Origin of the sequence: Trichococcus paludicola, assembly GCF_003052295.1 — a bacterium.
Lineage (GTDB): Bacteria > Bacillota > Bacilli > Lactobacillales > Aerococcaceae > Trichococcus > Trichococcus paludicola.
On the sequence record NZ_QBLC01000001.1, the window covers coordinates 127,155 to 148,485 of the forward strand.

The following is a 21,331-nucleotide window of genomic DNA, read 5'->3' on the forward strand; positions in this document are numbered from 1 at the left end:
AATCCCTCCATTATCTGTCATCATTCAACCAAAGTATAAGCCAAATGGCGGGAGTAGTACAGACTGAGTTTACAGATCAAGGCACCACCAAATTTTGAATAAATACATAATATGCATTTAGAGCATTTTTGTATATGTTTTTGATGTAGTTTTACAGATTTATTTTGATTATAGTAAGCGTATACTGAAAAACAAGGCGGGGAAACGCATGGAAATCATGGATATAAAATTTAATGGCATTGTGGAACCTATCGGATATCATTTTGAGCCATTGATTGTCAGTTGGGCGGTCGACAACGGGTTAGGGAAAATGCAAAAAGAGGCAAGCCTCCAGGTAGCTGCCGATCACGAATTCAAGGATATTGTGCTTGAGAAAAATGGTGATCTGGACAGTTCAGGGGAAACGTTGACGCTTCAGTTGAAGCCCAGAACACGCTATTATGTGCAGATTCGTGCAACTGCTGAAGATGGTGAATTGGCTGAATCGACAAGCTTTTTTGAGACAGGAAAAATGGATGAAGCCTGGGACGCTGAGTGGATCGGGCCGAAGGTGCAGGAAGAAATCCATCCGATTCTGTTCAAGGATTTCGAACTGAGCCATCAAGTGAAGGAAGCCCGCCTGTATATCAGTGGGGTTGGGCTTTACGAAGCAAGTTTGAACGGAGAGAAGATCGGAAATGATGTTCTGGCGCCGTTCGTCAACAACTACGAAGCTTTCATCCAAATCCAAACGTATGATGTCACCAATCAATTAAAACAAAGCAATCAGCTGGCGATCATGTTGGGAAACGGCTGGTACAAAGGGAGATTCGGCCTAAGCGGTGAAAATGCTTATTTCGGGGACAAATTTGCGGCAATCGCTGAACTGGTGGTGCGCTACGAAAACGGGACGGAAGAGCGGATCGTGACGGATCTCAGCTGGAAAGCGACGCTGAGCGATATCACGAACAGCGGCATCTACGATGGCGAAACAATCGACCGGACACTTGATAAAGCGGGTCGAAGCGACGAGGTGGCGATCAATGGCATTCCAAAAGAAAAATTGAAGGACCGCGTAAGCCCGGGGTTGAGCATTCATGAAGTAGTGCCTTTAAAGGAGGTCATCAAGACCCCGAATGGCGAGACGGTCCTTGATTTCGGGCAGAACTTCGCAGGTTGGCTGGCGTTTGATGCCGATTTTCCGGAAGGGACCGAGGTGCACTTTGAGTTCGGGGAAATACTGCAGCAAGGCAATTTTTATAATGAGAATTACGGCACCGCCACAGCAGGCTTCCGTTACATTTCCAATGGAGAACCCGAAACGGTTCACCCGTATTTCACTTACTTTGGTTTCCGATATGCGCGTGTGACGGGCTGGCCGGCAGACAAGCAAATAGCCGTGCGCGGGTTGGCCATCTATTCCGATATGACAAGAACAGGCATCATCGAAACGGGCAATGCTAAAGTGAATCAACTGTATTCAAACTCGCTTTGGGGGCTCAAATCAAACTTCCTCGATATGCCGACCGATTGTCCGCAAAGGGCTGAGCGTTTGGGCTGGACCGGGGACGCGCAAGTATTTGCTCCGACAGCAAGTTATCATATGGACACGCGCGCTTTTTACCGTAAATATCTGATTGATATGCGGACGGAACAGGAAAAACTGTCGGGAAGCATCCCCAATTATATGCCGGCGATGGCTACGCAAGGCGGCGCAGCCGTATGGGGAGATGCAGCGACGTTCATTCCTAAGGCTTTATGGACTGCTTACGGGAATAAGGAAGAGGTCGGGCAGTACTACCCGCTGATGAAAGACTGGGTGGATTGGACCGGTGCTAAAATCGAAAAGGCGCATGGCTCGAAAACGGAGCTCAATGCCGGTGGATTCCAGTTCGGGGATTGGCTGGCTTTGGATGGCGCGACGCCTTCATCATTCAAAGGAAGCACTGACGATACGTTTATTGCTTCGGCTTATTATTATGAAAGTCTGTGCATCGTCGCGGAAGTCGCAGCTTTGATTGGGAATGAGTCTGACGCGGCCTATTATCGCGGACTCAGCGAACAAGTCCGGGAGCGGATTTTGTTCGAGTACGTGACGCCGTCTGGACGCTTGTCCATCGACACCCAATCGGGGTACATCATTGCTTTGAAGTTCAAACTATTCTGTGAGCGCGAAGTGGTCATTGAGCAGCTGAAAACCCGTTTGAAAAAAGATCTGTACAAAATAAAATCCGGTTTTGTGGGGACGCCGATTTTTTGCCAAGTGTTGTCGGAGAATGGCATGGTCGATCTGGCTTATGAGTTCTTGCTCAATGAAGGCTTCCCGGGCTGGTTGTATGCGGTGAATCTTGGCGCGACGACAATCTGGGAGCGCTGGAACAGCGTAATGCCGGATGGCACCATGAATCCTGCAGGCATGAATTCCCTGAACCACTACAGTTACGGATCCGTCATCGAGTTTGTCTATAAATACGTAGTGGGCATCCAACCGTTGGAAGCTGGTTTCCGTACCGCAAGATTAGCGCCCAATCCAAATGTAAAATTGGGATACGCCCGCGGAAGCTATCAGTCAGCTGCCGGCAAATTCGTCAGCGAATGGAAGATACTTAAAAATGGCGAACTGAGCTGCTATTTCGAAGTGCCTTTTGGCGCGCAGGCTGAAATCGTGTTGCCGTACTCCGATCGGGAGCCGATCAAAGTGGCATCAGGCATTTACGAGTACACTTACCAACCGACAAAGGATCTGAGCGTGCTTTATGATTCGGATACACGCCTTTCGACCATCAAGAACGAGAACAAGGAGCTGTTCGAAGAAATTTTGGGCATCCATGAACGCATCAGAGGCTTCATGGCATTTGCCGATGAAGAACAGCAGAACCTCTCATTGAAGCAACTTTCAAAATTATTCTACACTGGCATAACTGCAGAGATGGTAGCCGAGGCCGAAGGTATAATGAAAAAATCAAATCGCATCTGACACAAAAAGCAAAGGCCCAAAAGCCTTTGCTTTTTTGGAGGGAGTTGATAAAATGGGCATGAAGAACAGAGGAGTGAAAAAAATGTCCGCAGCACAAGATGTTCTGGAAAACTTGCTGAAAGAAACACCGCTTGAAGTTGAAATGAAAACAATGACGGCGGAACAAATAACCGCTAAATTCCAAAATCAAGCGGCAACAGCCGGCTATCTGCTTGATTTCCATTTGTCTGATGAGGATTTTTTTGTGGACCATCAAATCTTCATGAACCGGCATGCCCGCTATTTTGCCATGCCCACCCATTCGCATGCATTTCTCGAGCTGAATTACCTTCTGCAAGGGCAATGCACCCAGTGGATCGGTCAGGAAAAAATCCAGATGAAGCAGGGCGATTTGCTGATGATCGATCCGGGAACCGGCCATTCCATCGACAAACTCGGCGAACAGGACATCCTAATCAATATCTTGATCAAGTCCGATGCCATCAACACGAAGGTGCTCCAAAGGATGGCCCAGCGGCACAGTTTGATCACTGATTTTTTATTGACCGTAGGCAAAAAAAATAGCCGTCACCGACCGTATCTACATTTCAGTACCGCCGATAATCAACGGATCAGCACGTGTTTGTCCTATTTGCTTGCCGATTATTTTGGAGGAGAATCGCCTAAATTTGAGAAAGTGGAACTTTGGTTATTGGTTATTCTGGCTGAACTGGAGGATATCATGTCAAGCGAAGCCGGGGAACTCCCTTTCAACAAGAAGGTGATCGATGCGCTGGCGATCATCGACAGTGAATACGCCAGCATCACACTGGAAGGCCTGGGGAAAAAGTTGAATTTCAACAAAAATTACCTCAGTAATCTGCTGAAGCAAGAGACGGGTCTGACCTTCAAAGAGTGGGTCACGAAACGAAGACTGCAAAAGGCCTATGATCTGCTGATCGGGACCGACAAGCCGATCGAAAAAATCGTTGCAGAGCTTGGCATCACCAGCCCGAGTTATTTCTTCAAGATATTCAAGAATGAGTACGGAGAGACACCAAATCAGTTAAGGAAAAAAATGCACCGAAACAAAAAGCTATGAAAATTCATAGCTTTTTTTGATTGCCTAAATTCGTCGGGAGATTTTTTAATAGGCAATCAGGTACACACCTGTGATTTGGACAGTAGCCGCTTTAGTTCTGCCATTGTTCGGAATGCTCCGATTCGGTAGGATGAAGGTGTAAACTAGGATTCTTCGAATGGAGCAGACAAATGAGCGAAATAAAAGGATTGGTATTTGATTTGGACGGTGTCATCACCGATACAGCGGAACGGCATTACTTGGCATGGAAAAGGATAGCGGATCGATTGGGGATCGCAATCGACCGTGAATGGAACGAGCGCCTCAAAGGCATCAGCAGAAAGGAATCCTTGGAACTGATATTGGCTGAAAAGCCAGGCCGTCTCCTTAATGCGGAAGAAAAAGAACAGCTTTTGAAAGAAAAAAATGCGCATTACCTGGAGTTGATCGCTGAGATTACGGCAGCGGACATCCTGCCCGGGATTCCGGAACTTCTGGGAGAGGCAAAAAGCGGAGGGTACCGCATGGCGATTGCCTCCGCCAGTAAAAATGCGCCCCTCATTCTGGAAAGACTGGGTCTCTCGGCTGCGTTCGATGCAGTCGTCGACCCGGAATCTTTGACCTACAACAAGCCACATCCGGAGATTTTCGAAAGGGCGACGCAGGCTTTGGGGCTGGAAACCCACGCATGCATCGGCTTCGAAGATTCGTTGGCGGGCATTGAAGGGATCAAACGTGCTGGTATGCCTGCCGTCGCCATCGGCATCCCAGCTTTTGGCGAGTGGCTCCCCGACATTGAAGTGACGGCTACAAAAGAATTAAACCTGAAAGAAATTGTGCGCGAAGTGACGATGAAGGAGCGTGTTGAAGGATGATCGATTTGAAGGGGAATCCTTTTTATCTGAAGGATGAACAAATAGCATGGGTGAACCGGACGTTGGCAAGCTTGACGTTGGATGAAAAAGTGGGGCAGCTGTTCTGCCCAATCGGCATGTTCACGGATGAAAAGGCGCTGTTTGACTTGGCTGTGAACAAAAAAATCGGCGGCTTGCTGTTCCGTCCTGGAAAAGGCGAAGAAGTGCAGGAAGCGCACCGCTATCTGCAACAACAGGCCAAGATTCCTTTGCTGATTGCAGCCAACTTGGAAGCGGGGGGTACAGGAAGCGCCGTTGACGGTACGCGCATCGGCAATCCGATGTTGTTGGCGGCTGGTCAGGATGCCGAATTTGGGCACCATCTCGGTGAAGTCTGCGCCAAGGAAGGTTCGGCGGTGGGCGTGAACTGGGCCTTCGCGCCGGTCGTGGACATCGATTACAATTTCCACAACCCGATCACGAATATACGCACGTACGGCAGCGATCCCGATACCGTCCTGAACTATGCGCAAGGATTCGTTGAAGGCGTGCAGAAAAACGGGGTGGCGGCTTCAATCAAGCACTTCCCCGGTGACGGCATCGACTTCCGCGATCAGCATCTGGTGACTACTGTCAACTCTTTGCCGCTTAAGGAATGGCGGAATACATACGGGAAAGTCTACTCGGGCCTGATTGAAGCAGGTGCTCTTTCGGTTATGATCGGCCATATCGCCTTGCCTGCTGTACAGAAATCAGAAGAAGATGCTTTTCTGCCGGCCACCTTGTCTCCAGCCATTATGCAGGAGTTGTTGCGCAAAGAACTCGGATTCAATGGCCTTATCACAAGCGATGCAACGCCGATGGTCGGATTTTGCGCGGCGATGGAGCGGCGTTTGGCCGTCCCGACGGCGATTGCTGCCGGGTGCGATATCTTCTTGTTCAACAAAGACTTGGAGGAGGACATCCGTTTCATGAAGGAAGGGATTGCGAACGGCATCCTGACATCAGAACGCATCGATGAAGCCGTCACCCGCATTCTGGCGATGAAGGCAGCCTTGCGCTTGCCAGAAAAACAAGCGGAAGCAAGGTTGGTTCCGGAAAAAGAGGAACTGGCTGTCCTGCAGGCGGAACAACACGTCCAGTGGGCTACAGAATCCGCCGACAAAGGCATCACCCTAGTTAAGGATACAGCCGGCAACCTGCCATTGCGCCCAGAAGCGACACCGCGTCTGTTGCTGCAACTGATCGGTCCATATGAAGAGTCGAACCGCCAGATCTTTTTAAAAGTGCTGCCACTTTTGGAAAAAGAAGGCTTCATTGTGACGCTTTATCAGCCGGAAGATTTCACGACCGGATTCGAGACCGTTTCCCAGTTCCGTTCAAAATATGATGCTGTCCTCTATCTGGCCAATGTCGAAAACCGCAGCAACGCCACAACGACAAGAATCAACTGGTACACCTTCTTCGGTCTGGGAAACAATATCCCGTGGTTTGTCGATGAAGTACCGACCATATTCGCTAGCCTGGCCAATCCCTACCATCTGATGGATGTGCCGATGGTGAAGACCTACATCAATGCCTACGACAATCACCAGGTGGTCATCGAAGCGCTCGTAGCCAAGCTTCTGGGCAAGAGCGATTTCAAGGGTGTGAGTCCGATCGATCCTTATTGCGGGCTGATGGATGCCCGCAGATAGATTTTTTAGCGCCCAACCAGATGAGTCCGGTTGGGTTTTTCTGTATAATGGTGGGTGAGATAATATTAGAGAGGAGCGACAAAATGTTTGAACTGGACCGTTTTTTAAGGGAAGAAACCAAAGTCGAAAAAGAGCAGCGGAAGTCCGGGTTCAATGTGACCGATCCGGATATCCTCGACGAACTGATTTTGAGTGGGAGTAAGTTCCGCTTGGATGGCGATTTCCTTCTGAGTGAGGAAATGTTCTTCAAAAAAGGCGACGTCAATATCCGTAAGCATAATCGCTATTCCGATATGCCCTTGCACCACCATCAGTTCTTGGAATTGAACTATATGTATTCCGGATCTTGCACCCAGGAAGTCAGCGGTGAAAAAATCGTCCTCAACGAAGGGGACATCATCATGCTGGATCGGGGCAGTTCGCACTCCTTCCAAGCGTTGGGAGAAAACGACATCCTCATCAATGTCCTGTTGAAAGTGGAGACGATCAATACAAAAATCCTTCAGCAACTCGTGCGTAAACGCGGTGTATTGACTGAGTTTCTGGTGTTGGCAAGCCAACGCACCCATGAAGAGAATCAGTTTTTGGTCTTCCGGACGGGAGAAAATACAAAAGTCCAAACCTTCATGCATTACATCCTGGAGGAATACTACGGCGGAGCTGAACCGAAGATAGAAGTGATCCACCTCTATCTTCCGTTGCTGTTCATGGAACTGGCGCGCACGTTCGAAGAAGAGACAAAAGGGCAGCAACGCCACCAGAATCAGGTTGTAACGGAAGCACTGGCGATCATCGAAAAGGATTATCGCACGCTTTCTTTGGAAATGCTGGCGCAACAATTGGGATTCAACAAAAATTATCTGGGGAATCTAATCAAAAAAGAGACGGGGGACACTTTCAAGCAATTGCTGCAGCGCCAACGCATGCTGCACGCGCATCATCTGCTGGTCTTTTCAAATTATTCGATGGAGGAAATATCCGAGGAAATCGGCTACCTGGACACGAGCTATTTCTTCCGGTCCTTCAAAAAAACGCACGGCAAGACGCCGGGGCAGGTCCGCGAGGAAGCGTTGCATCGGGACCTGTAGTTTGACCACTTTGTTCTGTTCATGCGACATTGTAAGCCTTTGCCGAAAGCGGTTTAATAAGAGTGTAAACAAAGCAGAACAAAGGAGAGAATAATTATGGCAACTGAAACAAGAATTTTGGACCAAGCAGATGAAAATAAGCTGCCGCTGAGCGAGAAGCTGACGTTCGGTTTTGGGAATCTGGCGGCCAATCTGATGCTTACGACGGCCAGTTCCTTCATCACTTATTACTATACCGATGTGGTCGGCCTGAGCGCAGTCATCGTCGGGAACATCCTCTTGTGGGCGCGAATTTTTGATGGCGCTTCTGATTTGGCGATGGGTGCGATCGTCGACAAGACGCGTTCGAAACACGGAAAAGCCAGGCCTTGGATTTTATGGATGGCGATCCCTTATGCGTTTGCAATGATACTCTTATTCACTTCTCCGGATTTCCTGGGATCGACTGGTAAAGCCATCTATGCTTTTGTTACTTATGTGATTGCTTTGGCCGGTGTCTACACGGCGACGATGGTTCCCTATAACGCAATGATCGGTACTACGACCTCGAACCCTGTCGATCGCGGCAACCTATCGACATCCCGGACCCTGGCTGGATTTGTGGGGGCGATGGGAGTGACTGCAGTAGTTCTTCCGGTCGTCAACTTCTTTGGTGGTGATAAGCAGGCTTGGACGTGGATGGCAGCTGTTTTCGGTGTGATCTCGACAGTGCTGTTGCTGATCCTGTTCAAAAATTCGAAGGAACGCGTCATCGAGTCTACTGTAGCTTTCGAAAAGGTGCCGTTGAAAACAAACATCCAGGCGTTGTTGCAGAATAAATACTGGATAATCATGATCTTGTATATGCTGTTCAGTTTCATCAGTTCCGGTTTGCAAGGCATCAACATTTTCTATGCCCAATGGATTTTGGGGGATCCTGCGAAGGTGGCGGTGATCGGAATTCTGTCCTTCATGCCAATTGCGGTAGGGGCAGTATTCATGCCGATACTGCTGAGCAAATTCAGCAAAAAGACGATTACTTTGGCCGGAGGCATCGTGATGATGGTTGGCTTACTGATTATCGCGGCGTTCCCGGAAAACTTTACGATGATCATGGTTGGTTTGATTATCCGCGGACTCGGCATCGCGCCGGGAGCTGTTGCAGGCTTCGCCATGCTGGGTGACGTTGCCGATTACGGCGAATGGAAAACGGGCATCCGCAGTGAAGGCTTGATTTTCTCGGCAGGAACGTTTGCCGAAAAAGTCGGCTCCGGAGTGGGCGGTCTGATTCTGGGTGTCGTTCTGGGACTTGGCGGTTATGTGTCACAAGGGGCAATGCAATCCGCGGAAGCTTTATTCGCAATCAAGGCGATCTTCGCATACATACCGATCGCGTTCACAGCAATCTGCATTTTGTTGATCCTGTTCTATGACTTGGACAAAAAACTTCCTGAAATTGCGGAAGACTTGAAAGCGAAACGAGTGAACGGATAATGTTACAGGCTGCCGTATCATAGGCAGCCTATTTTTTAAGACAGGAGCACACACAATGAATATATATAATCTGAAAACCAATCACATCCTGAATCCCATCGGCTTTTTGATGGACACAGTGACATTATCGTGGATAATTGACGCACCGTTTGAGGAAGAACTGCAGGGGACCCGTGTCCTCATCGCGCTGGATGAGAACTTTGGAGGAGTCATCCATGACAGTGGGACACAAACCGATTTGGATCCGCTATGCTATCAACCGAAAATCAATCTTCTGCCGCGCACACGCTACTTCTGGAAAGTGACCGTGAAGAACGCTGTCGGAGCTGAACATTCTTCTGCAGTCCAGTACTTCGAGACAGCGAAGGAAGAGGAACAATGGACCGGGAAATGGATCGAACCTGCCCGTCAGTTGGAACGGATGCCGCTTGTGCGGAAACTGTTCCGCCTGCCTGCAAAACCGATCCGCAAGGCGCGCATTTATGCGACAGGATTGGGCATTTATGAACTGTACCTGAACGGAGAAAAAATCGGCGACGAATATTTGGCTCCCGGCTTCCATTCCTATGATTTTTGGCAGCAATACCAGACGTACGATGTGACTGCTGCCCTCCAAGCGGACGGCAACGCCATCGGCTTCATGCTAGGTGACGGATGGTACAAAGGCCGCTTCGGTTTCGACGGCGGATACGAAGATCTTTACGGGGACCAGTTCCGTTTGATTGCGGAATGCATCGTCACCTACGAGGACGGAACGGAAGAAATCATTGCCAGCGATGATACCTGGGAAGTCGCGGAGGGACCGCTCGTTTCCAGCAGCATCTACGACGGGGAAGTCTATGATGCGAATCTGAAAATCGAAGGATGGAACAAATGCATTGAAGCAGAATCAGACGCCCGTTGGGAAGCGATGCAACTGAGCGACGCAAACACGGAAAAACTTCAGGCACGCCTGAGTGTCCCTGTCAAAATCGTGGATGCCTTCGTTCCGGAACTGATCCTGACGCCGGCAGGGGAACAGGTCCTGGACTTCAAACAGAACATGACCGGTTGGATCACTTTCACCGCGGATGTGCCAAAAGGGACTGTCATTACCTATGAGGTCGGCGAAGTGCTGCAGGAAGATAACTTCTACCGCGATAATCTGCGCACAGCGGAAGCGAAATTCACCTATATCAGCAACGGAAAGACGGCAGAAGTGCGTCCGTATTTCACTTTCTACGGCTTCCGTTACGCCAAAATAACCGGTATTGATCTTTTGAAACAGGATTTCGGCTTCAAAGGATACGTGCTGCAGAGCGAACTGGAAGAGACGAGCGGCATGATCACAGCCAATCCGGATGTGAACCAATTGCTGAAGAATGCGCTTTGGGGGCAAAAAGGCAATTTCCTGGATGTGCCGACGGATTGCCCGCAACGGGATGAGCGCATGGGCTGGACAGGCGATGCGCAGATTTTTGCCCGCACAGCCAGCTATAATATGTACACTCCGGCTTTCTACAAAAAATTCATGCACGATCTGCGTCTAGAGCAAAAAGCGCTCAATGGATCCGTTCCATTTGTGGTTCCGCAGATCAAACCGAAAGATGATGCCGGTTTTGTGACCGGTGCCGGAGCCGCGGCCTGGTCGGATGCGGCGACGGTCATTCCATGGGTACTCTATGAGCAGTACGGGGATCGTTCCTTGCTGAAGGAACAATATCAAACCATGAAGGATTGGGTGGACTATATCGTTCGCGAAGATATGAAATCCGGAGGCAAACGCCTTTGGACGACCGGCTTCCAGTTCGGCGACTGGTTGGCGTTGGACGGGGACAATCCGCACTCGCCGATGGGGGGCACTGATACGTCGCTGGTTGCATCCGTGTACTACTATCATTCGGCTTCCTTGCTGGCACGGGCCGCTGAGGTTTTGGGAAATGCGCATGATGCGTTGGCGTACACCAAATTGGCCTTGGAAGTGAAACAAGCCATCCAAAACGAATACTTGACCACGACGGGACGCTTGGCGGTAACGACCCAGACTGCCTACATCCTGTTCCACTATTTTGATCTCTGCCCTGAGACGTTCAAAGAGCGGATGACGAAAGACTTCTATGATAAAGTCATTTCCAGCGGCGTCCACCTGCAGACCGGGTTCGTCGGGACGCCGTATTTTGCGGAAGCCTTGAGCAAGAACGGGATGAACGAATTGGCGTATGGGTTGTTGCTGAATGAGGACTATCCGAGCTGGTTGTTCGCGGTGAAAATGGGTGCGACTACCATCTGGGAACGCTGGAATTCGATACTGCCGGACGGGAAAATCTCCGGAACGGACATGAATTCTTTGAACCACTATGCTTATGGATCGATTGTTGAGTGGTTGTACCGTTGTGTCCTGGGCATCCAGGCGGACAGTGAGCGGCCAGGATACAAACATTTCTTCCTGACGCCGCAACCAAGTGCGCAGTTGGGCAAAGCGGAAGGCTATTACCACTCCGTTTCCGGCCGTATCGAAAGCGCGTGGGAACTATTGGCGGACGGACAATTGGATTTAGTTTTCCGCGTGCCTTTCGGAACGACCGCAACCATCACCCTGCCGGAACTATCGCTTGCAGAAGCGCAGAAAACGAAGTGGCTCGAAGCTGCGAACGTTGCTGAGGATGGTGTAACAGTAACTGTCATAGCAGGTGAATACCGCGTCACGTACATGCCGACCCGGAACTATCGCCCTGAAGTCACAACCGAGTTGTCTTTCCGCGAGTTGCTGGAGTACACACCGGCCCGAAAAGTGATCTTCGAACAGTTGCCGATGATGCGCAACAACGATATCGCCTTGCAGTATCTGGATGTGCCGTTGGAGACATTTAAGGAGTTGCCGATCCTTTCCAATTTTGTCAGCGAACAAGCGTTGGAACGGATGAATGCGTCTTTTGCCTGAATGCTCGGATAGTTTGGAAGCACAAAATTTTTACTGATTATAGATGATTTGCAGGGTGTTTAATTGAAAAGAAGAGGCCATCTGATTAAACCGAGGTGGCCTCTTTTGTCGCGTACATAAGCGTGAGTAAATCTGACATGAACATTCAATCGAAGACAAAGGTGATTAACATGTGTGAGGTTTCCTTACTCAAAAGGATAGGAGAAGTTTGAATTTCTGGAAAAACTGCTCTAATATTCATTTATAGCAAATTTAATGTTAGAAGTTTTCACAAAAAGTTATTCAAGTGTGGAACTTTATCAATAAAGGAGGAAAACAAATGAAGGCAGTCATACTTCAAAACTGGCGTCCGGATTCTTCGAACTATAATTTCCAAAATCTTTTGAATGCGTGGGAAGGGATAACCGATATACCGGAGATAACCAGCTATCGGGTCGAAATCGTCCATGATTCTTCCTTCGAGTCGTATGACCAGGCCATCGGCGATGCCGAAATCGTCATCGGCTTTTTCATCACCGAAGAGAATTTCAATGAGGAATTATTCGTCCGCCATCCAAATATCCGCTACTTGGCTACGTTGTCCCACGGCTATGCCGAGATGGATAAGGCTTTGACGCAGAAGTATGGTGTGACCGTGACGAATACCATCTATGGTGCGGAAGCGATAGCCGAATTCACGTTAGGGCTATTGTTCGATATCTGCAAAAATGTTCAAACGAACAGCGACATCGTTAAAAATTCAGATTGGACGGATCCGCAGCCCGGCAGTTGGTTCATTCCCGCCACAAGGCAACTGGAAATCAGCGGCAAAACGATCGGCATTATCGGATTGGGGAACATCGGCTTCCAGTTGGCCCGCAAGTCCGATGCTTTGGGGATGCATGTCCTCGGCTACAGCCGCACTTATAAAGAAGGTCTGGCGTATCAGTTCATTGAGCAAGTTTCCCTGGAACAGTTGTTGGAGGAGTCGGACATCATATCGATCAACACGCCTTTGACAGGCCAAACCTATCATTTGATCGATTCTGCGGCTATCGATCAGATGAAGCATGGTGTGATCCTTTTGAACACGGCCCGCGGAGAGATCATCGACGAGTTGGCGTTGACCGAAGCGTTGAAATCAGGAAAAATCTATGCGGCCGGCTTGGATGTCCTCTCGGAAGAACCGCCCACAAAAAATATCGAACTGTTCCAGTTGGATAACGTCAAGATCACCCAACATATCGCATGGGGTTCGCAGGAAACCAACTTGCGTGCCATCGAGATTGCCTTGGAAAATCTGGTCAACTACCTTGAGGATCAACCGACGAGCGTCATCAGCTGAATCGGTAAAATTTTGGAAAAAGTTCTTTCCGGCAGGATTTGGAAAGAACTTTTTTTGCAATTCAAAGCTATCTTGTGATTTGATTCTGGTTAAAGAATTGGATACTATTAAGTTGGGGACGCACTGACTAAATGCTAGCGCCGACCAAAAGAGGAGGCTAAAAAATATATGGATATATTTGATGCGCATTTTCATATTATCGATCCTAGATTCCCATTATTTGCAAATGAAGGCTTTTTGCCGGATCCTTATCGTTTTTCTGATTATGAAGCCAGCCTGACTTCGTTAGACATCAACTGCGTAGGCGGCGCCATTGTTTCCGGATCTTTCCAAGGCTATGATCAAAGCTATCTGATTGAGACACTGAAGAATATCCCAGACAGCTTTGTAGGCGTTGCACAAGTCCCAGCAGTCATTTCTGACATGGAACTGGATTATCTAAATGAACAAAGAGTGCGTGCTGTTCGCTTTAATCTCTTTAGAGGAATGGCGGGTCAAAACTTCGATGAAATGTTGGTGCTTTCGAAGCGGGTTTTCGAGAACTTTGGCTGGCATACAGAAATTTATATGGATGCCAGAAATATTGAAGACCTTTACCCATTCCTAAGCAGAATTCCCAAGCTCGTAATCGATCATCTAGGAATGAACCAGGTTGAAAGCGATAAAATTCGATTACTGGTCGAGACCGGGACAATTTTTAAGGCAACCGGCTTTGGCAGAATCAATATGGACCCTATTCCTGTCATGAAAGAAATGCTTGCAATCAATCCGGGAAGTGTCATCTTTGGGACCGACCTTCCAGGAACGCGGGCAAGAAGGCCTATTTTGCGTTCGGATATTGAGTTGATTGAATCCAATTTTACAGAAAAAGAGAGCCAGCTGATTTTTAAGGAAACTGCTGAAAAACTTTACCTTCATCACTGAATGTCAAAACATAACAAAAGGCCTTGTGCTGATATAATGGAACTGTAGAGAAATTCGTTGCTGACGCGCTGGAATGCTTTTTCTGAACGGATGGGGGATGCGATATGCAAGTCGATTGGGCCACAATGAGCGGCAACTATGCGAATTTTGCCGGGATACTTGCCGGGTTTGTGTTCAGCGGCATTTTCTTGCTTCTTGAGGACGAGAAAAGGGACGCATCCGAGGTCATCAGCATCCTTTTTGTCGGATTTTTTGGGCTGGTGCTCACAGCCTTTTTGTTTTCGAACATCAGCGGGATGGAAGCGGAGGCGCTTGATCAAGACCGAATACGGATGGTGAGCTTTCATATGGTGATAGCCAGCATCATCTTCTCGATCGCGATCATGCAAATGTTCCTGAGCCTTGTTTTCATATTCATCCTTTATCAACTGCCGGAGCAGGTCATCAGTCTGGGGAAAACGATCTATTACGGCTCTTCCCTTATCGCAACGATGTTTGTGATCAGAACGATCCCGGCTCTGTATACTGACGAGACTATCTTGTCAACGCTACCCCGAAATTTGTATCTTGCGGTAGCTATTACAGCGGTATTTTCGTTTATCCTCAGCAGACTTTTCAGGAGGAAACTGGATGCCCTGTTCGAACGCTACTTCATCATGATCATTACCGCCACTTTTCTGTTCATGCTGCTGCTCGTTGTCCTTTATAATACGCAAATCCATCTGAGGGACATTCCTATTATCGTTGATCAGGTTATCATGGGGATGTTCACCGTCAATATGATGATCAACAACTTCAGCATCGACCATGAATACCGGATGATGCAGTTGCACAACAAAAAATGAGCGTTTTATGTCCGTTTTGTGAATTTTATTTTGATTTTCCGATTGTTTCAAGTACAATATAAGGAAAGGAACGGGGTGAATGCATGAAGTCTAGTCAAGGGATCGTTTACAAGAGAAGGCAGCACATCCTGAAGGCCCTTCAGGAAAAGAAAGTTGTATTAGTGGAAGATTTGGCGAAAGAACTGGCTGTCTCGGAAATCACCGTCAGACGTGATCTGCAGAGTTTCGACGACCAGCATCTGATTGAGCGTTTTTATGGAGGCGCCCGTTTGTTGGAGGGATCTTTTCAAAAAGAAGAGTACCCGGCTGTCAAGCCGCATCGTTCGAAAAAGCAAGAAATCGCGAAGTTGGCTGCTACTCTGGTCAACGATCATGATATGATCTTCATCAATTCGGGATCTACAGCATTCCTCTTGCTCAACTATTTATCGGACCGGAATGTCACCATCATAACGAACAACGGCCGGGCCATTTTCAGGAATCCGTCCTCGAAAGCGGAAATTGTGCTTTCGGGCGGGGAAATATACGAAAAGAAAAAATCGCTCGTTGGGGATTTCGCCTTGTACACTTTCTCCAAAGTGACGGCGAATATCTGCTTTCTGGGTGTCGGCGGCATCAGTGAAAAAGGGATCACGACCTATGCCTTGCCAGAAACAGCTGTCAATCGGCTGATTCTGGAACGGACGAACGGGCCGCGCATCGTAGTGGCGGAAGGCAGCAAAGTGGGACGGGAACAAAATTTTTCCACCGCCAGCATCAGCCTCATCACGCATCTGGTCACTGACCGCTCTGCGGATCAGGAAGAAATCCAGAAGATTGAAGCCAAGGGTGTCAAGGTACTTTACGTTACCGACGTCAATGACGAAGATGAGATCATAATAGAAGATTAAATAAATAATAACAGAATACAGATCAAAGCGACAAAGCGCGACGGGTGACCCGTCAGTGTTTTGCCGCTTTTTTGTTGGAATCAGGCTGACCGATGTTCTTAAAGCAATCATAAAGAAGAATATTGGCTTGCGAATCGTTCATAACCAGTGAAACGATCATAAAAATAAGCTAAAGATTGTTTGTTTTGGACCTATTGCGACTGAAAGCGTTTTATTGTATGATTAATTCATCGAAAGAAATGTTCATTATATGAACGTTTTAAGATCGGTGTGCAAATAATAAGAAAAAGTGATCATAACGATTACGCAGAAGGAGAATGACGAATGGCTAATGTTAATGAGATTACAAAAGAATCTTGGGTATTGAGCACCTTTCCTGAATGGGGCACTTGGCTGAATGAAGAAATCGAAGACACAATGGTTGCTGAAAATACATTCGCAATGTGGTGGCTAGGCTGTACAGGCATTTGGTTGAAATCACATGAATCGACTAACATCCTTTGTGATTTGTGGTGTGGTACAGGCAAACAATCACACGGTAGCGGCAAGATGAAGGACGGCCACCAAATGCAGCGCATGAGCGGCGTTCAAAATATGCAACCTAACCTTAGAGCACAGCCTTTTGTCATTGATCCTTTCGCAGTGAAGAACGTGGATGCATTGGTCGTTACGCATATCCATTCCGATCACTTGGACATCAACACAGCAGCGGCTGTTCTGAAAAACTCGAGCGACGCGGTTAAATTCGTAGGCCCGCAAGCGGTTGTGGATACTTGGATCGGCTGGGGAGTTCCTGAAGAGAAATGCGTAGTCGTGAAACCGGGAGACAGCGTAAAAATCAAAGACATCGAGATTGTCGCGCTGGAAGCATTCGACCGCACAGCTTTGGTTACGGCTTCTGAAGGAGAAGTTTTAAGAGGGAAGATGCCACAGGACATGGATTTGATTGCAGTGAACTACTTGTTCAAAACTTCAGGCGGGAACTTGTATCACGCAGGCGATTCTCATTACTGCAACTATTTCGCAAAACACGGAAACGATCACCAAGTGGATGTTTGCTTAGGGGCATTCGGCGAAAACCCACGCGGAATCACCGATAAGGTCACTTCAGTGGATATGCTGAGAATGGCGGAATCTTTGAATGCGAAAGTAGTCATCCCGGTCCACTACGACATCTGGTCGAACTTCCAGGCGGATCCTAAAGAACTGATCGAACTGTGGAAATTCAAAAAAGATCGTCTTCAATACGGATTCAAGCCATACATCTGGCAAGTCGGCGGCAAATTCGTCTATCCGAATGACAAAGACAAAATGGAGTTCAATTTCAACCGCGGATTTGACGATGTGTTCAGCGTCGAAAATGATTTGCCTTTCACTTCATTCCTATAAGAACAAGCACCTAAGAGGAGAGATCATATGTTAGATGAAGTCATCAAAAATCAAAGGTATTCTTTCCACGAGGGATTCGATAGTTGGCAAGACAGCATCCGTGCTGCTTGTCAACCACTTATCGAAGAAGGCGCCATCGAGAGCGCTTATCCCGAGTACATCATCGAAAACGTAAACGAATTCGGACCTTACATCGTCATCGCGCCGGATATCTGCATCCCGCATGCACAAGAAGGCAAGGGCGTAAATGAAACCGCTATCTGCTTCATGCGGACGAAAGTGCCAGTGAACTTCGGGCCGGCAGCCGAGTACGAAGCGCGCATCTTCTTCGTACTGGCATCGACAGACAACGAGAAACATCTGGCCAACCTATCCACACTTGTGACATTGCTGTCCGACGAAAGTGTCGTGGACGCCTTTATACAAGCCAACTCAGTCGCTGATTTAGAAAAAATTATGGAAATCGAGGGTGAATATCTTGGAACTACTAATTAGTGTATGGACATTCTTTCAAGTTAATATCTTAACGCAACCTGCTTTTTTCCTCGGTATTATCGTATTCGTCGGCTATCTATTGCTGGGCAGACCCATATATGACGCTCTTGCCGGATTCATCAAGGCTACTGTCGGATATCTGGTACTGAATGTAGCGGCTGGCGGTTTGGTCGGAAATTTCCGTCCGATCCTGGCAGGGTTGAAAGAAAGATTCAACCTTTCGGCAGTCGTAATCGATCCATATTTTGGACAAACAGCTGCACAACAAGCAATCGAAGGTGCAGGACGTTCCTTCAGCCTTATGGTTATCGTTTTGCTTATCGCTTTCATGGTGAATATTGTTTTAGTCATTTTCCGTAAATATACTAAAGTCCGGACCGTGTTCATCACCGGCCACATCATGGTGCAACAGTCTTCCACTGCTTTATGGCTTGTCTTGTTCGCTTTTCCTGAATTGCAGGATGCGGGCGTCATCATCATGTTGGGCCTTTTGTTGGGAACGTATTGGTCAGTCTTCTCTAATCTGACAGTTGAAGCAACGCAAGACTTGACTGAAGGCGGCGGATTTGCCATCGGCCATCAACAAATGTTCGGTGTCTGGTTGACCGATAAATTTGCAGGTAAATTCAGCAAAAATAGCAAAAAATTGGAAGACGTCACGCTGCCAGGGTTCCTTTCCATCTTCAAAGAAAGCGTCGTTTCTACAAGTATTCTGATGTTCCTGTTCTTCGGAATCATCATGGGTATCCTCGGGAAAGATCTGATGATGACCATTGACCTAGCCTATACAGGTGAGCGTAACTACATATTCTACATCCTTGAAAAATCGTTGTACTTCGCAGTCTATCTGCAAATTTTACAACTGGGTGTCCGCATGTTCGTATCAGAATTAACAGAATCCTTCCAAGGGATCTCCAACAAACTGTTACCTGGTTCTATGCCGGCAATCGACTGTGCAGCAACTTATGGATTCGGTCCAGGAAATGCCGTAACATTCGGATTCTTGTTCGGAGCTTTGGGTCAATTCTTGGCGATCATCGGCTTGGTTGTATTCAAGAGCCCTGTGTTGGTCATCACCGGATTCGTTCCAGTATTCTTTGATAATGCAACCTTCGCTGTATATGCAAACCATAAAGGCGGCATGAAAGCAGCGATGATCATCCCATTCATTTCAGGTGTCATTCAAGTAATCGGCGGCGGCTTGGCTGCCTACATCTTCCAGCTTTCCCAATTCGGCGGCTGGCATGGTAACTTCGACTGGGATACTCTGTGGTTAGGATATGGAGTCATCATGAAATACGGCGGTTATGCCGGTGTCGCTGCACTTGTAATCGGGATGCTGTTGATACCACAGATTCAATACCGCAAAAACAAAAAACACTACTTCATGATCGCGGAAGATTATGAACAATACAAAGAAGAAATCGAAGCTGAAAACCAAACTGAATTCAGCACTGAAGTAGCCTAAACGAAAAACCAAGATCAGGATAGATAACTAGGAGGAATTAATTATGAAAGTACTAGCTGCATGTGGAAGTGGAATGGGTTCAAGCCAAATCATCAAAATGAAAATTACGAATGTCTTCAAAAAATTGGACATTCCTTTGGAAATCCACCATTGCGCGGTTTCTGAAGCAAAAACACTGGCTCCGAGCTATGATGTGGTCGTTTGCTCGAATTCTCTCTTGGATGTATTCAAAAATGTGGACCAAAGCAAAACGAAAATCATCGGGTTGAAGAATCTCTTGTCCGAAAAAGAGATCGAAGAAAAAGTCCGCGAAATCGTCTTGGGCGAATAGGCGGTGCTCCCATGACATACACTGAATTGAAAAAAAGGGTGCTGGAAGCTAACCTGCAGTTACCCGAATACGGGTTGGTGAAATTCACCTGGGGCAATGTTTCCGAAATAGACCGTGAAAAGCAAATCATCGCAATCAAGCCATCCGGGGTCGAGTATGCGGATATGACTGTTGAAGACATCGTTATCGTCGATATGGACGGGAAGGTAGTGGAAGGCAGCCTGAAACCATCTTCGGATTTGGATACGCATCTTGAACTCTACAGGAACTTCAAGAATATCGGCGGTGTGGTCCATACGCATTCACCATGGGCAACCACTTTGGCGCAAGGGGGAGCAGAGATTCCGGCCTACGGGACGACGCAAGGGGATTACTTCTACGGGACGATCCCTTGCACCCGCCGGATGACGAGCGAAGAAATCGCGGGATCCTATGAACTGGAAACCGGAAAAGTAATCGTCGAGACATTTGAAGCTATCGATGAAGACCAAGTTCCGGGCGTGTTGGTCCACAGCCATGGCCCTTTTGCTTGGGGAAAGGATGCCTTCGAAGCGGTCCACAATATGGTCGTCATGGAAGAAGTTGCAATGATGTCCTGGCGCAACCGCGTTATGAATCCAGGGATCGAAAGCATGCAGCAAGAACTGTTGGACAAACATTTTCTTCGAAAACACGGTCCGGGAGCCTATTATGGACAGGTCAAGGAGGAGAAAGATGACTTACACGTTAGGAATCTATGAAAAATCGATGCCGGGCAATCTGAGTTGGAAAGAAAAACTGTCGATTGCGAAAAATACCGGCTATGATTTTTTGGAAATGAGTGTCGATGAAACAGACGAGAAGCTGGCACGCATCGAATGGAGCAAGCAAGAGCGGAAAGAACTGCTGGACGCCATGTACGAAGTCGGGCTGCCGATCCGCTCCATGTGCCTCAGCGGACATCGCAAATATCCACTAGGTTCGCATGATCCGCTCATCCGTGAAAAAAGCTTGGAGATCATGGAAAAAGCCATCGATCTGGCGGATGATCTGGGAATCCGCATCATCCAATTGGCAGGCTACGATGTCTATTATGAAGACGGTGATCAGCAGACTAAGGAATACTTTATCGAAAATCTGCAGAAAGCCGTAGATATGGCAAGCAAAAAAGGCATTCTGTTGGGGTTCGAGACGATGGAAACGCCGTTCATGAACACCGTTGAGAAGGCGATGGAATATGTACATATCATCCAATCGCCGTATCTGCAAGTCTATCCGGATACAGGGAACTTGAAGAACGCTTCCTTGTCCTGCACGAACTCCGTTTATGAAGATATCCAAACGGGCAGGGGACATATGGTTGCAGCGCATCTGAAGGAAACGATTCCGGGGCATTTCCGTGAAATCCCCTTCGGTACGGGACACGTATCTTTCGAAGAAACGATCAAAACGATGTGGAAAGAAGGCGTCCGCCGTTTTGTTGCCGAATTCTGGTATACCGGTCAGGAAAATTGGCTGGAAGACATCCAGTTCGCCCACACTTTCTTAAGAGGGAAATTTCAAAAAGTTGGCCATTAATTGAGTTTGGTTGAAGGTCAAAAGACCTTCAACCATTTTTTAGGAAGAGAGGATAAATGG

Annotated in this window: 17 protein-coding genes; all 17 read left to right on the top strand. The window is 47.8% G+C overall.

The annotated features are described in order from the left end of the window. Positions 1–208 precede the first annotated feature (208 nt). The 17 genes from C7R56_RS00555 (at position 209) to C7R56_RS00635 (ending at position 21,271) form a co-directional block, all read left to right on the top strand. On the top strand, positions 209–2,956 hold the full coding sequence (locus C7R56_RS00555) for an alpha-L-rhamnosidase (protein ID WP_107994699.1): 2,748 nt from the start codon (positions 209–211) through the stop codon (positions 2,954–2,956). A gap of 52 nt (positions 2,957–3,008) precedes the next feature. Beyond that, complete coding sequence (locus tag C7R56_RS00560; RefSeq protein ID WP_107994700.1) at positions 3,009–4,037, top strand: AraC family transcriptional regulator; 1,029 nt, start codon at positions 3,009–3,011, stop codon at positions 4,035–4,037. Between the two features lie 170 nt (positions 4,038–4,207). Then, positions 4,208–4,891 (top strand): beta-phosphoglucomutase, encoded by a 684-nt coding sequence (pgmB, locus tag C7R56_RS00565; protein WP_107994701.1) that lies wholly within the window; start codon positions 4,208–4,210, stop codon positions 4,889–4,891. Beyond that, positions 4,888–6,567 (top strand): glycoside hydrolase family 3 protein, encoded by a 1,680-nt coding sequence (locus C7R56_RS00570; RefSeq protein ID WP_107994702.1) that lies wholly within the window; start codon positions 4,888–4,890, stop codon positions 6,565–6,567. The genes pgmB and C7R56_RS00570 overlap by 4 nt, the downstream gene beginning before the upstream one ends. An 83-nt stretch (positions 6,568–6,650) precedes the next feature. Further along, positions 6,651–7,655, top strand: a complete 1,005-nt coding sequence (locus C7R56_RS00575) for an AraC family transcriptional regulator (RefSeq protein ID WP_159072109.1) — start codon at positions 6,651–6,653, stop codon at positions 7,653–7,655. Positions 7,656–7,751: 96 nt separating this feature from the next. Next, positions 7,752–9,128, top strand: coding sequence for an MFS transporter (locus C7R56_RS00580; protein ID WP_107994704.1), 1,377 nt, complete (start codon positions 7,752–7,754; stop codon positions 9,126–9,128). Positions 9,129–9,183: 55 nt separating this feature from the next. Beyond that, positions 9,184–12,048 (top strand): alpha-L-rhamnosidase, encoded by a 2,865-nt coding sequence (locus C7R56_RS00585; protein WP_107994705.1) that lies wholly within the window; start codon positions 9,184–9,186, stop codon positions 12,046–12,048. Between the two features lie 319 nt (positions 12,049–12,367). Beyond that, positions 12,368–13,372, top strand: coding sequence for a 2-hydroxyacid dehydrogenase (locus tag C7R56_RS00590; protein ID WP_107994706.1), 1,005 nt, complete (start codon positions 12,368–12,370; stop codon positions 13,370–13,372). A gap of 168 nt (positions 13,373–13,540) precedes the next feature. Then, positions 13,541–14,296, top strand: coding sequence for an amidohydrolase family protein (locus tag C7R56_RS00595; RefSeq protein WP_106450001.1), 756 nt, complete (start codon positions 13,541–13,543; stop codon positions 14,294–14,296). 104 nt (positions 14,297–14,400) lie between these two features. Further along, positions 14,401–15,141, top strand: coding sequence for a hypothetical protein (locus C7R56_RS00600; protein WP_107994707.1), 741 nt, complete (start codon positions 14,401–14,403; stop codon positions 15,139–15,141). 83 nt (positions 15,142–15,224) lie between these two features. Further along, positions 15,225–16,031, top strand: a complete 807-nt coding sequence (locus C7R56_RS00605; protein ID WP_107994708.1) for a DeoR/GlpR family DNA-binding transcription regulator — start codon at positions 15,225–15,227, stop codon at positions 16,029–16,031. Positions 16,032–16,355: 324 nt separating this feature from the next. Beyond that, positions 16,356–17,420, top strand: a complete 1,065-nt coding sequence (gene ulaG / locus C7R56_RS00610) for an L-ascorbate 6-phosphate lactonase (RefSeq protein ID WP_107994709.1) — start codon at positions 16,356–16,358, stop codon at positions 17,418–17,420. Positions 17,421–17,447: 27 nt separating this feature from the next. After that, a complete protein-coding gene (locus tag C7R56_RS00615) occupies positions 17,448–17,915 on the top strand; it encodes a PTS sugar transporter subunit IIA (protein WP_086987101.1) in 468 nt (155 codons plus the stop codon). Further along, positions 17,896–19,383 (top strand): PTS ascorbate transporter subunit IIC, encoded by a 1,488-nt coding sequence (locus tag C7R56_RS00620; RefSeq protein WP_268811282.1) that lies wholly within the window; start codon positions 17,896–17,898, stop codon positions 19,381–19,383. Before C7R56_RS00615 ends, C7R56_RS00620 begins: the two co-directional genes overlap by 20 nt. A 43-nt stretch (positions 19,384–19,426) precedes the next feature. Continuing rightward, complete coding sequence (locus tag C7R56_RS00625; protein ID WP_140185495.1) at positions 19,427–19,714, top strand: PTS sugar transporter subunit IIB; 288 nt, start codon at positions 19,427–19,429, stop codon at positions 19,712–19,714. An 11-nt stretch (positions 19,715–19,725) separates the two neighbouring features. Continuing rightward, a complete protein-coding gene (locus C7R56_RS00630) occupies positions 19,726–20,454 on the top strand; it encodes an L-ribulose-5-phosphate 4-epimerase (protein ID WP_107994710.1) in 729 nt (242 codons plus the stop codon). Further along, complete coding sequence (locus tag C7R56_RS00635) at positions 20,429–21,271, top strand: L-ribulose-5-phosphate 3-epimerase (RefSeq protein WP_107994711.1); 843 nt, start codon at positions 20,429–20,431, stop codon at positions 21,269–21,271. The genes C7R56_RS00630 and C7R56_RS00635 overlap by 26 nt, the downstream gene beginning before the upstream one ends. The last annotated feature ends 60 nt before the right edge of the window (positions 21,272–21,331 follow it).